Annotated in this window: 14 protein-coding genes; 5 read left to right on the forward strand and 9 right to left on the reverse strand. The window is 27.0% G+C overall.

The window, feature by feature from the left end:
* Nucleotide 1: 1 nt before the first annotated feature.
* The 9 genes from ACXX85_RS01570 to rpsP form a co-directional block, all read right to left on the reverse strand.
* Complete coding sequence (locus tag ACXX85_RS01570; protein WP_458557444.1) at nt 2-772, reverse strand: tRNA1(Val) (adenine(37)-N6)-methyltransferase; 771 nt, start codon at nt 770-772, stop codon at nt 2-4.
* 4 nt (nt 773-776) lie between these two features.
* On the reverse strand, nt 777-1775 hold the full coding sequence (locus tag ACXX85_RS01575) for a nicotinate phosphoribosyltransferase (RefSeq protein WP_458560448.1): 999 nt from the start codon (nt 1773-1775) through the stop codon (nt 777-779).
* A 274-nt stretch (nt 1776-2049) separates the two neighbouring features.
* Nucleotides 2050-2865 (reverse strand): hypothetical protein, encoded by an 816-nt coding sequence (locus ACXX85_RS01580; RefSeq protein ID WP_458560449.1) that lies wholly within the window; start codon nt 2863-2865, stop codon nt 2050-2052.
* A gap of 90 nt (nt 2866-2955) precedes the next feature.
* Nucleotides 2956-4038 carry a M42 family metallopeptidase gene (locus ACXX85_RS01585; RefSeq protein WP_458560450.1) on the reverse strand — a complete coding sequence of 361 codons (1083 nt, stop codon included), beginning with the start codon at nt 4036-4038 and terminating at the stop codon, nt 2956-2958.
* Nucleotides 4039-4047: 9 nt separating this feature from the next.
* The gene (locus tag ACXX85_RS01590; protein WP_458560451.1) at nt 4048-5133 is read right to left on the reverse strand and encodes a M42 family metallopeptidase; all 1086 of its coding nucleotides are present in this window, start codon (nt 5131-5133) and stop codon (nt 4048-4050) included.
* Entirely contained in the window at nt 5120-5773 is a 654-nt protein-coding gene (locus ACXX85_RS01595) for a hypothetical protein (protein ID WP_458560452.1), read from the reverse strand. The genes ACXX85_RS01590 and ACXX85_RS01595 overlap by 14 nt, the downstream gene beginning before the upstream one ends.
* Before the next feature lie 54 nt (nt 5774-5827).
* Nucleotides 5828-6184 (reverse strand): 50S ribosomal protein L19, encoded by a 357-nt coding sequence (rplS, locus tag ACXX85_RS01600; protein ID WP_436358928.1) that lies wholly within the window; start codon nt 6182-6184, stop codon nt 5828-5830.
* Nucleotides 6174-6851 (reverse strand): tRNA (guanosine(37)-N1)-methyltransferase TrmD, encoded by a 678-nt coding sequence (trmD, locus tag ACXX85_RS01605; RefSeq protein WP_458560453.1) that lies wholly within the window; start codon nt 6849-6851, stop codon nt 6174-6176. Before trmD ends, rplS begins: the two co-directional genes overlap by 11 nt.
* Before the next feature lies 1 nt (nt 6852).
* On the reverse strand, nt 6853-7116 hold the full coding sequence (rpsP, locus tag ACXX85_RS01610) for a 30S ribosomal protein S16 (protein ID WP_458557450.1): 264 nt from the start codon (nt 7114-7116) through the stop codon (nt 6853-6855).
* A gap of 217 nt (nt 7117-7333) precedes the next feature.
* Here rpsP and uvrA point away from each other — a divergent pair, with 217 nt between their 5' ends.
* From uvrA to ACXX85_RS01635, 5 genes are all read left to right on the forward strand, one after another.
* On the forward strand, nt 7334-10177 hold the full coding sequence (uvrA, locus tag ACXX85_RS01615) for an excinuclease ABC subunit UvrA (protein ID WP_458560454.1): 2844 nt from the start codon (nt 7334-7336) through the stop codon (nt 10175-10177).
* Complete coding sequence (hprK, locus tag ACXX85_RS01620; protein ID WP_458560455.1) at nt 10164-11078, forward strand: HPr(Ser) kinase/phosphatase; 915 nt, start codon at nt 10164-10166, stop codon at nt 11076-11078. The genes uvrA and hprK overlap by 14 nt, the downstream gene beginning before the upstream one ends.
* Nucleotides 11068-12015 carry a prolipoprotein diacylglyceryl transferase gene (gene lgt, locus ACXX85_RS01625; protein ID WP_458560456.1) on the forward strand — a complete coding sequence of 316 codons (948 nt, stop codon included), beginning with the start codon at nt 11068-11070 and terminating at the stop codon, nt 12013-12015. The genes hprK and lgt overlap by 11 nt, the downstream gene beginning before the upstream one ends.
* A 27-nt stretch (nt 12016-12042) precedes the next feature.
* Nucleotides 12043-12960, forward strand: coding sequence for an NAD(P)/FAD-dependent oxidoreductase (locus ACXX85_RS01630; RefSeq protein ID WP_458560457.1), 918 nt, complete (start codon nt 12043-12045; stop codon nt 12958-12960).
* A gap of 187 nt (nt 12961-13147) precedes the next feature.
* Nucleotides 13148-13426 (forward strand): hypothetical protein (locus tag ACXX85_RS01635; RefSeq protein WP_458560458.1); only part of this gene is annotated, 279 nt, incomplete at its 3' end.

Genomic DNA, 13426 nt, shown 5'->3' on the forward strand with positions numbered 1-13426 from the left:
TTTATCTCCTTGTTTTTATTGGTTTATAAAGTTCTTTAACTTCATCTCTGTATTCATGTTTGCTTTTATCGTTAATATGTAAATAAATGTTTTTTTCAAAAAAAGTCCCCCAACCAGATTGAAATCTAGATTCAATTAAAGCAAATTTAGGATTTTCATTTTCTCTTGGTAATACAAATTGAACTCTTTTTGGTTCGAATTTGTATTTTCTCAATAATTCAAAACAATCCACAAGTCTCTCTATAGGTAAAACAAAACTTAAATACCCTTTTTCTTTAATTATTTTGGAACTTCCTAAAATAATTTGTTCTAAGTTTAATTTTATTTCATGTGTTGCAATCAGTAATTCTTCATTTATCTTTGTTTTTTGCGTATTTTTGTCTATTTTATAAAAAGGCGGATTGCAAACTATTGCATCATATTTTTGTAATTGATTTTTATTGTGTTCTTTATAAAAAAGATTAAAATCATTCAAAATTAAATTAATTTGTTTTTCTTTTTTATTGTGAACAACATTTTTTTTAGCTAAATTTAGGGCTTTTTCTTGAATTTCTAGAGCATCTATTAATATATTTTCATCCCTTTCAGAAATGAAAATAGATAAAGCAGCATTATTTGTTCCTATTTCAAGAATATTTTTAACTTTTCTATTTATAGTTATGAAATTACCTAATAATATTGTATCAACTGAATAATTAAACATATTTTTATCTTGATAAATATACAAGTTAGAATCATAACCTAAAGAATTTAAAACTATTTTTTTATTCATATATTTAATTAAATTTTATTAACCTTGGATTTTCAGAGTATTTTCTTCCTTCTTTAGCTAATAATTTTCCATTAATTTTAGTTGCATCAGCACTGAAAGTATTATTTATGGTTAGCATAAACTCACCTACTCCATAAGAATCAACTGGTGTATTTTCTTTTTCAAACATTGCTATTCTTTCAGGATCAAAACCAGAAGACACAATTATTTTTACATGTTTTCCACCATTTTCATCTAGTGCTTTTCTTAAGTTTTTAATTTGATTTGGAGTAACTCCAAATTCATTTTCATTATTTTTAAACATCTTGTCTTTAACGGCTTTAGAAGTATCAACTCTTACACCGAAAAGTTTTTCTTTAAATTCTTTTAAAACTGCTAAAGAATCGCTAATAACATCGTTGTGAAAATCAACAAGTGCTATTAATGGTTCATCTGGAAAAAGTTCATAGTAATATTTCATTACTTCAACTAAATTCCCGTTAAAATTCTGTATTAATGCATGTGGAATCGAACCAAAAACCACTTCTTCTTTACCTCTTGCTCCTGCATTTGTGGAGTGAGAAGTTATACCAGCAAGTTCAACAGCTATTCCATCCCTTTCTTGATTAGAATAATGGTCTGAACGATCTCCCATAAAGACAATTTCTTTTGTTGGTGCTGCTTCCATACATCTTTTTGCATTAGTAGCAATAGAAGTACTTCTTGCTAAAACTCCATCAATTATTCCTTCATAAATTCCAAAATATTTATATTCTCCTTCTAGTTCAAGAACAACTTCTTTATTATTTATAATTGAACCTTCGGGTAAATATTTTATAGAATATTTAGAAGTATCTGTATTATTTTTTAGCAATTCTAAAGCTTCGTTCATTCCACCTAAAATTGAATTATCATGTCTTTGAAAGAACTGTAAAGTAACAATTGAATTCGGGTTAAATTTTTCGATAATTTGCTTTGCTTTAAAAAAATAATTAGCAGCATAATAATCTAATTTATGTTTCATTTTTTCCTCTTTTCAAAAATTAAGTTTCACTGAAATTAAAAAGTATAACATTTAGTAATAACTATCTTCAGACTTTACTGTCGGCTCGGGAATTCCGCCCGATCATGCTCTATGAGTACGATGGCTTTTACATCCGGTTGGGTAATTATCCCAGTCAGGAAACTACAAACAAATGTTTGCAATAAAATTTTACTAAAAAAAGCAATTTTCCTTTGTAAAAACTTGTTTTTTCTGTAAATTAACACTAATTTTAAAAAACATAGAACCTAAAGTCCTATGAATTTTCTTTTTTATCATTATTTACATCATATTTTTTCTTAAGAAATTCAAATAATCTTTCTGCTTCTTTTTGATCGATGGGAGTATCTATTATTTCAACTTTTTTATTTTTATCTATTTTTAAAATTTCTAATATTGATTTGAAGTAAGGACTATTGGCAAGGTCTATTGTTTTAATTGGCAAATCCATTGCTTGAACTTTTTTCAAGATAAGTTGATTTGTCTGATTTTCAAAAAAAGGAATTAAGTATGAATAATAAATACCACTAGACATCCCTCAGTATCAAGGTTGTGACAAAATTAAATTATTATTTTCAAAAAATTTTTCTGAACTTACACCGTTTAAATAGTGCTTTTCAAATTCTTTTTTATTTATTTCTTGAATTTCTTCTTCACTCAAACTATGATAATTATTTTTATCTAATTCTGGATTTTGATTGTATAAATTTTCTCAAAAGGATTTGTTAAAAAAGTTTAAAAAACTTTCTTGTAATTCATTAAAAGAATAAATTATTTTATAACCATTTTTTATAATTTGATAAGCTTGCTTTTCATAAGGTTTTTTTTGATAATTAAAATGTTTATATTTTTCTAAATTTATCATAAAATGCGGATCTTCAATTTTCTTTATATTATTATCATCTTGATATTTGCTTAATAAATTTCCAAACTCATAAACATCTTGCATTCTATATTGTTTTTCTTCTTTAATTTCTTGGTTTTCAGAATCAAAAATTTTTACACAAGAAACAAAAGAAAAAGGAATTGTTGAAACTAAAATAGTATTTAAAAAAATTAATTTGTTTTTCATATATTTACTCCATTAGTTATATTATATAATTAAAATTAATTTTTATTTAAAAGTAACAAAAAATTCTCCTAAAAAGAAGAATTTTGTTTTTTATTTATATCTAATAGAATCAAGCATTTTTTCATCAAATATTTTTAAAAATTCAACCATTAAATTAATCATTGCTTCAATATCGAATAATGAAGCAACTCCTAAAGGTGAATGTAAATATCTTTGTGGAATTGATAAACTAATTGTTGGAACACCACCTTTTCCATATTGTAGTTCTGCAGCATCTGTTCCACCACCTTGTGCTACATATTTATAAACTGGAATGTTGTGTTTTTTACCTAAATTCATTAAAATTTGTACTAATTTTGGATCCATTAATGTTTCAAAATCTTGAACATTAATTGCAACTCCTGCTCCTAATTTAGGAATTCCAGTAATTGCTTGATAAGTATCGTGGGAAGCTCCTGTATCAATTGCAAAAGCGATATCTGGTTCAATTATAGAAACAGAAGTTTTTGCTCCTCTACATCCCACTTCTTCTTGAACTGTTCCAACAAAGTAAGGTCTATTTGGTAATTTTTCATCTTTTAGTCTGTTGATAATTTGATCAATTACTGTCACACCTGCACGGTTATCCATTGCTTTACCAGCAACTAAATCAGGATTAAATAATCTAAATGTTTCTCCATGCATATAAATTCTGTCACCAATTTGAATCCCTTGTTCTTCAGCTTCTTTTTTGTCTTTGAAGCCAAAATCAATAAATAAATCTTTAATGTTTATAGCTTTTTGGATTTTTTCATTTTCCAAAATATGAATGGAAGTATGACCGAAAACCCCGTAAAATTCTTTATTTTCGGTAGTTATAAGTTTAGCTTTTGTTCCCACTACCACATTAGGTCATACCCCACCAATGGTTACAACTCTAACTTGTCCGTTTTCTAAAATTTCAAGAACTGAAAAACCAACTTCATCCATATGTGCAGCAAGCATAATTTTTGGTCCATGATTATGATCTTTTTTAGTTATAATAACACTTCCCATTCTATCTCTTGCATATTCTACATTAGCATCTTTAGTGTTTTTTCTTAATGCTTCTACAACTTGGTCTTCGTATCTAGAAACACCTTCTATTTCCATGTATTCTTTTAATCTTAAAAATAATTGTTCTTTGTTATTCATTTTTGCTCCTTATTTATATTGTATTTTATTATATTCTTCATTATTCATAAATTTGAAAAATTCAGTTAATAATTGAATTACTGCTTGTAAATCATTTAAATCACAAACTCCAAGTGGAGAATGTAAATATCTTTGTGGTATTGAGATTGTTACGGTAGCAACACCACCTTTTCCATATTGTAATTCAGCAGCATCTGTTCCACCACCTTGTGCTACAAATTTATAAATTTTTATACCTTTATTTTTAGCTAATTGCATTAAAACTTCTATAAGTTTTGGATCCATCATAGTTCCACGATCTTGAACTCTAATTGCAACTCCATCACCTAATTTTTGTCTTCCGCTGATAGTTTGATAAGTATCGTGAGAAGCGGTTGTATCGATAGCAATTGCTATATCTGGATTTATTTTTGAAACAGAAGTTTTTGCACCTCTAGTTCCCACTTCTTCTTGAACGGTTCCAACAAAATATGGTATATTATTTAATTTTTCATCTTTTAGATTATTAACAAGAAAATCTAAAACAGTAACACCTGCACGGTTATCCATTGCTTTACCAACAACTAAATCCTGATTAAATAATCTAAATGTTTCACCGTGAATATAGATAATATCTCCAGCTTGCACACCTTGTTCTTCAGCTTCTTTTTTATCCTTAAAACCAAAATCAACAAATAAATCTTTTGTTGTTACGGCTTTTTGGATTTTATCTCTTTCCAAAATATGAATGGAAGTATGACCGAAAACCCCGTAAAATTCTTTATTTTCGCTAGTTACAAGTTTTGCTTTTGTTCCTATTATAACATTAGCTCATATACCACCAATGGTTGCAACTCTAACTTGTCCGTTTTCTAGAATATCAAGAACAGTATAACCTACTTCATCCATATGAGCTGTAACCATAATTTTAGGTCCTTGATTATGATTTTTTTTGGTGATAATAAGTGAACCAAAATTATCATATTCATAATTTAAATTTCCACTCATAGTGTTGCTTTTTAGTTTATTTGCTACTTTTTCTTCTCTTCTAGAAACACCTTCTATTTCCATATATTCTTTTAGTTTTTTAAATATTTCTTCTTTATTGTTTTTCATTTTCTACTCCTTGTATAATTTCATTTTGTATGTATTCAAATGAGAACCTATTTATAATTATAAGATTTTCTAGGAAAAAGTTGCTAAAAATTGAATAAGCTTTCTCTTTTTTAAACATTTCTTTTTTATAAGTTGTTTCAATAAAATCATTAATTGAATTGACTAATGGTAATATAAAATTTTCATTGAATGTTTTTGTGTGAATTTGAGTTTTTTCATTTTCATAATCAAAGTTGAAAGTTAAATTATCTTCTTTATCAAGCAAAATTAATAAAATTTTGTTTTTAGATAATAAAGTCAACTTTTTACTATTGAATATTGATTCAAAAATTGAACTATATTTCTCTGTATTTGTTAATTTGATAAATTCTAAACAAGCATTAAAAGTTTCTTCGTTAGCATTTTCTAAAGTGGTTTGCAGTTCATTAAAAGAAATATCTATTATTCCTTTAGTTTCGAACTTTTTAGTATTTCCAAGAAGTTCTTGATTAGTTTCAAAAAGCATTTTTTCAAATTTTTGCTTATAAGTTTCAGGGATTCAAGGGGCACTTAATTCAGTTTCAATTAATATTTTTTTAGTTATAAGATCTTTTTCTTTGTTAATTATTTCAATAATTTCTTCATAATAATTTGGTTTCATATTTTAACTTTAATAAAAATATAGATAATATAATAATCATCTATATTTGTTTTATTATTTTTTAATTCTAATTTCTTTAAGTCTAGCAGATTTACCTTTTCTATCTCTCATGTAGTAAAGTTTTGCTCTTCTAACTTTGTTTGAACGAACAACTTCAATTGAAGAAATTGTAGGTGAATTTAAAGGAAATGTTCTTTCAACACCAATACCGTATGAAACTTTTCTAACAGTAAAGGTTTCTCTAGTTCCTTCGTTTTTCATTGCTATAACTAAACCTTCGAAAATTTGGATTCTTTCTTTTGAACCTTCTTTAATTCTTACGTGAACTTTAACATTATCACCTTGTTTAAATTTAGGTAAATCAGTTCTTAATTGTGAACTTTCAACAATTTCCATTAATTTATTTTGCATTTTCTTTCCTTTCTAAAATATCTGGTCTATTTTTTTTAGTTTTTTCAATTTGTTTTTGTTTTTTCCATTCTTCTATTTTTTTGTGATGACCACTAAAAAGAACTTCTGGAACTAACATATTTTTATAATTTCTAGGTCTGGTATATTGTGGATAATCTAATAATCCTTCATTTTCAAAAGAATCATTTAAATGGGATTCTTCCTTTATAACACCTTCAACCAATCTGATTACAGAATCAGCAACTATCATAGCAGGTAATTCTCCACCCGTCAAGACATAATCACCTATTGAAATTTCTTCATCAATTAAATAATCAATAATTCTTTCATCAAAACCTTCATATCTACCTGCAATTATTGTTATCTCTTTTTCTTTAGATAATTCTCTTGCTTTTTGTTGATTAAAAACTTTTCCTTGTGGGCTCATAACAATTTTTTTACCACCAACTGTTTGCAGCGCTAAATCAATTGGCTCTATTTGTAAAAGCATTCCATGACCGCCACCAAAAATTTGATCATCAACTTTTTTGTGTTTATTTTGTGAAAATTTTCTTATATCTATGATGTTTATTTCGATGATTCCTTTTTCAATTGCTTTTGCAATTATAGATTCACTTTTAAATATTTCGAAATAATTCGGAAATAGTGTCAAAAAGTTAATTTTCATACTATTTTGCTTTTTTAGAAGCAGCGAATTCGCTTAAAATTGATTCTTTTTTCAATAATGTTCTAACAGTTTCAGTTGGTACTGCTCCAATATTTAATCATTTTAAAATTAATTCTTTTTCAAGTTTTAATTCTTTAGAACTTGGGTTATAGTGTCCTAATACTTCAATAAATCTTCCATCTCTTGGTGCTCTTGCATCTGCAGCAACAATTTTGTAAATAGGATTGAATTTATTTCCTAAACGTTTTAATCTAATTTTTACCATATTTTCCTTTCTTGTTTTTGTATTTGAATATTAATTTTATTACTAATTCTTTAATAATAAAATATATTTTATCATTTTTTTGTTAAATGTCAAGTAAAAGTGCTTGACAGCTTGTTTTTAATTTAAAAATGAAAAGCAAAAAGTTGAAAAAATCTTATTTTTTTACTCAAAAAAAAGAAAAAAAAGAAAAAAATCACATTTTTTGTATAATTAAAAAATGAAAAATACACAAGACTTTATAACCATAGTTGGTGCAAAAGAAAATAACTTAAAAAATATAAATCTAAAAATACCGAAAAATAAGTTAGTTGTCTTTACTGGAGTATCTGGTTCTGGTAAATCATCATTAGCTTTTAACACAATTTATGAAGAAGGTAGAAGAAGATATGTTGATTCTTTAAGTTCATATGCAAGGCAGTTTTTAGGTGGAACAAAAAAACCTGATGTTGTATCTATTGATGGATTATCACCTGCTATTTCAATTGAACAAAAAACAACACATAATAATCCCCGTTCAACAGTGGGAACAATAACTGAAATTTATGACTATTTACGTTTATTATATGCAAGAATTGGAAAACCTTTTTGTCCTAAACATAAAAATGAAATAACTAGTCAAAAAACCAAAGATATAGTTGATTCAATTTTTAAATTTCCTGAAAATTCCAAAATTTATATTCTTTCTCCAATTGTTTCAAATGAAAAAGGGAGTCATGAAAAATTAATTGAAAAACTAAAGAGAGAAGGTTTTATAAGATTAAAAATTAATGGTGAAATTTTTAATTTAGAAGAAGATGAAATTAAGTTGGATAAAAATAAAAAGCACAATATTGAAATTCTTGTTGATAGGTTAATTATTGAAGAAAAAAACAGAAGCAAAATTACAGAATCAATTGATGTTGCTGCTAATTATTCAAATGGAATTGTTAATATTGAAATTTTAAATAAAGAAACTATAACTTTTTCTAAAAGACAAGCTTGTCCTTATGGTGATTTCAATATGCCTAATATTGATACAAAGGATTTTTCCTTTAATTCACCAAGTGGAATGTGCGACAAATGTAAAGGAATTGGTGTTATTTTAAGAGCTGATTTTGATTTAATTGTTCCAAATCAGTATCTTTCTATTCAGGAAGGAGCACTTAAATTATTTCCTTTTCCTATTAATGGAAAGTCCATCGAGTGAAGAGAATTTGAAATTCTTTTAAATTATTATGATATTAAAATTGATAAACCAATTTACCAGTTTTCACAAAAAGAATTTCAAGTTTTAAAACATGGTTCTGAAGATGAAATTAGTTATACTATTAAATCTGAAAGCGGTAATAAATACAATCGAACAAGAAGAATTGAAGGTTTACTTGAAAGAGTAGAAAGAAAATATTTAGAAACTTCTAGTGAAGATATTAGAAATTGATATAAAAGATTTATGTCTGAATTTAATTGTGATGAGTGCGGTGGAGCTAGATTAAATCGTTATTCTTTAGCTGTTAAAATCAATGATTTAAATATTTTTGAAATGTGTAATTTATCAATAGAAGATACTCTCAAAGAAATTCAAAATTTAAGAATTAATAATTTTGAAAAGGAAATTGCTGAGCTTTTAGTAAATGAAATAAGAGATAGATTAACTTTTTTAGTTAATGTAGGTCTTGAATATCTGTCTTTAAATAGAAAATCAGAAACTCTTTCAGGTGGTGAATCTCAAAGAATAAGACTTGCAACTCAAATAGGTTCTAATTTAACAGGAGTTCTTTATGTTTTAGATGAACCATCTATAGGATTACATCAAAAAGATAACCGAAAATTAATTAACTCCCTTAAAAAAATGGTGGAAATTGGAAATACTTTAATAGTTGTTGAACATGATGAAGAAACAATTTTAGAAGCTGATCATATTATTGAAATAGGACCACTTGCTGGAAGAAACGGAGGACAATTAGTTGCTCAAGGTACCATTGAAGACATCATTAATAATCCAATTTCAGAAACAGGAAAATTTTTATCAGGAAAAAATTTTATTGCTATTCCAACAAAAAGAAGAGCAGGAAATGGACAATTTATTACCATTAGAGGTGCTAAAGAAAATAATTTAAAAGATATTGATGTGCAATTTCCTTTGGGTAAATTTATAGCTGTAACAGGTGTTTCTGGTTCAGGTAAAAGTACTTTAGTTAATGAAATATTAGTTAAAGCACTTGAAAATATGACTTCTGAAGACAAAGTTAGAGTAGGAAGACATGTTTCTATAAATGGGCAATATAACATTGATAAACTAATTAAAATTTCACAATCCCCTATTGGTAGAACACCAAGATCAAATCCTGCTACTTATACAAGCGTTTTTGATGATATTAGAGATGTTTTTGCTAATTTGGAAGAATCAAGAAGTAGAGGTTATTTAAAAGGAAAATTCTCTTTTAACGCTTCAGATGGGCGTTGTGAAAAATGTCAAGGGGATGGGATGTTAAAGATTGAAATGCATTTTTTACCTGACGTTTATATCAATTGTGACCACTGTGATGGTACAAGATACAAAAACGAAATTTTAGAAATTAAATATAAAAACAAAAATATTTCTGATGTTTTAAATATGACTGTTTTAGATGCTTATGAATTTTTTGAAAATAGACCAAAAATAGCAACAAAATTAAAAACTTTAATTGATGTTGGATTAGATTATATAACTTTAGGTCAGTCAGCTACAACACTTTCAGGTGGTGAAGCACAAAGAGTAAAATTAGCTAAATTTTTACAAAAAAAACCTACAGGAAAAACTTTTTATGTTCTTGATGAACCAAGTACAGGACTTCATCCTTTAGATGTTTCTAAATTAATTAAAGTTTTAAATCGCCTTGCAGATAGTGGAGAAACAGTGTTAGTAATAGAACATAATTTAGATATTATTAAAGTAGCAGATTATGTTATAGACTTAGGACCAGGTGGTGGAGTCAATGGTGGTAAAATTATTGCTACAGGAACACCAGAAGCAGTAGCAAAAAACGAAAATTCCTTTACAGGTCAGTATTTAAAAGGAGTATTACAAAATGGAAAACATTAAAATTTCTTTTTTAATTAATGAATTTAACTTAAATCCAATTAACCATTTTCCAGAAGGAGAAATTAAACGTCCTTCCATTAATAGAGCAGGTTTATTACTTGCAGGTGTAGTAAGTAATGAAACTTTAACCAAAAATATTGTTGCTTGAGGAACAAATGAATCAGAATTTTTACTTTCTTTAAGTCAAAGCGAAAGGAAAAATGCACTAATTCGTGTTTTAGGGCAGCATCCACCCCTGCTAATGTTATCTATTGGTTTTTCACAAAAACTGTATGATGAAGTTTTAGAAATAGCAAATCAGTTTTCAGTACAAGTTACTAATAGTAAAGAACATCTTTCAACTTTGATTGCTAATATAGGAAGTTTTTTATCAGAATATTTTGCTAAAAAAGAAGCAGTTCATGGTTGTGCAATTATCATAAACGGAGTTGGGGTTTTAATTGTAGGTTCTTCAGGAGTTGGAAAATCTGAAGCAGTGCTTGAGTTAATTCAAGATGGACACACTTTTGTTAGTGATGATACGGTAATTATTTCTAGGCTTGGAACAAGATTTATTGGAAAACCATCTCCAATTACTCAAGATTTATTAGAAGTTAGAGGAATTGGAATAATTGATATTAGACATACTTATGGTTCTAGTATGATAAGAAAAAAACTTGATATTGATTTAGTTCTTGAATTAGTATTAAGTGATAGTGCAATTAATTTTGATAGATTAGGTAATAGTGAATTGCATTATAATATATTAGGTGGAACTATTCAAAAAATTCAAATTCCTGTTAAACAAGGAAGAACAACTTCATCACTTGTTGTTGCAGCTGTTAATTCTTATTTGGTTAAACAGGATGGTTTAGATCCAATTCAAAAAATACAAGAAAGGATAAAAAACAATGCCAAATAATGCAAATTTTCCTGAATATTTAAAAGAAGCACGTCCTTTTAAAGAAGGAGAGGCATATTATTTATTTAATCAAACTTGATTACCAGTTTATAGTGTTATGATTATGCTGGGAATGATTTTAGCAATTTTCACGATTTTCTTTTTTTGAAAAAGAGAAAAAATGAATACTGATCATTTAGCAATTTTAGTAATGATTACTATTCCTACATCTATTATTGGTTCAAGACTTGGTTTTATTTTTGAACAATTAATAGCAGGAAATGCTGAATCATTAAAACATACTTGATGAAATATTAGATCGGGTGGTTTATCAATTCAATGAGGAGTTATTTTAGCTACAATAAGTGATTTAATATATATTTATTTTAAAAGAAGCGTAATAGACTATCGAAAAGCAATGAGTATTATTTTACCAGCTGTTTTAATAGGACAAGCAATTGGTAGATGAGGAAATTATACCAACCATGAAGTTTATGGAAAAATAGATGTAGATGGAAGTAGTGTCTTATGACTTGGAGAAACTATTGTAAGAAATATGTTTATTAGTGACTCTGTTAATTCCGATGGAGCATTAAGAGTACCTTTATTTTTCTATGAGTTTTTAACATCAATTGTTGGTTATATATTAATTGTTTGAATATTTAATCTTTTCAATTGATTAAAACCTGGTGTTACAGCAGGTTTCTACTTAATTTGATACGGAATAGTAAGATCTTCTATGGAATTTTTAAGAGAAGAATCTTATGTATTTTACTTTGTTTTAGCTATTATTTACATTGTTGTTGGTTTAATATTTGTAATTTATTACCAATTTTTTGCAAATTACAAATATTCAATTAGTAAAACAGGAATTAAAGTAAATAAAGTTCAAAGATACGAGAAAACAAAAGAAAAAATGTTTTTCATTACTTGAGTAAACTATAAAAGAATTAATTAAAATTATAAAATAAAAGAAGGTAAAAAAATGGAAAAAATTTATGATGTAGCAATAATAGGTGCAGGTCCAGCTGGTTTAACAGCAGCAATTTATGCATCTAGAGGAAATTTATCAGTCGCAATTATTGAAAAAGGTGCTCCTGGTGGAAAAATGGTAGCACAATCAAAAATTGAAAACTGGCCAGGAGATAAAGTTGTAATGGGGGCTGATTTAGCTCTTAGAATGTATGAACATGCTTTAGAATATGGTGCAGAGCATTTATATGGCGAAGTAGAAAAAGTATTATCTTTAAGTGAGTTTGAAAAAGAAATTCACTTAAAAAATAATAAAATTATTAAAGCAAAAGCAGTAGTAGTTGCTTCTGGTATGAACGAAAGAAAACCAATGGATATTGAAGGGATTTTAGAATTTGAACATCGTGGTGTTTCTTATTGTGCAATTTGTGATGGTCCTTTATTTGGTAAAAACCCATCTATTATTATAGGTGGTGGAAATTCAGCTGTTGAAGAAGGTTCTTTTTTAGCTTCTATTGCTTCAGAAGTAAATATCTTTGTAAGAGATGCTAAATTTAATGCAGAACCAAGACTTGTTGATGAATTGATGTCAAAACCAAATGTTAAAGTTCACTTTAACTCTAAAGTTTTAAAATTAAAAGGAAATACATCTTTAGAAGAAGCAGAAGTTGAAATTGATGGCAAAGTTCAAACAATTAAAGTTGCTTCACTATTTCCATACATTGGATTTATTCCTGCAACTAGTTTCTTAAAAGACTTAAATATTTTAGAACCAAATGGTTTTATCAAAGTGGATCACTTCCAAGAAACTAAAGAAAAAGGAATATACGCTATTGGAGATGTAACTCAAAAAGAAATTAGACAAATTGCAACAGCAACAAACGACGGAACTATTGTAGGAAAAATTCTTACTAATCGTTTAGGAAAGTAATAATAAAATTTTAAATCATAACATGATATATATAATAAAAAAGTAAAAAAAGACTGTTTTTTTAATAAAAAAAGACTTTTTTTTTTTTTTTTTGTAAAAAAAGAAGAAAAAATATAAAATATTATGGAAATACCATGAAATTAAATGGTATTTTACTAATTAATAAAATAATATTTTTAGGAGAAAAATGAAAATAAAATTTAAAAACGTGCTTTTAACTTTAGGTACGAGTGCAACAGCATTAGCAGGATTTGCTTTTGCTGTTTCTTGTGAAAAAAAAGAAGAAGCTAAAAAACCTGAAACACCTTCAACACCTACAAACCCAGGAGAAAGTGGTTCAGGAGCAGAAACTACTACTCCACCAGTAGCAAAAGAAGATGGTAATACACAATCTGGTTCAGGAGAACAAAAAGGAGCAGAAACTACTACTCCACCAGTAGCAAAAGAAGATGGTAATACACAATCT

The organism is Mycoplasma sp. Z386 (assembly GCF_054343375.1).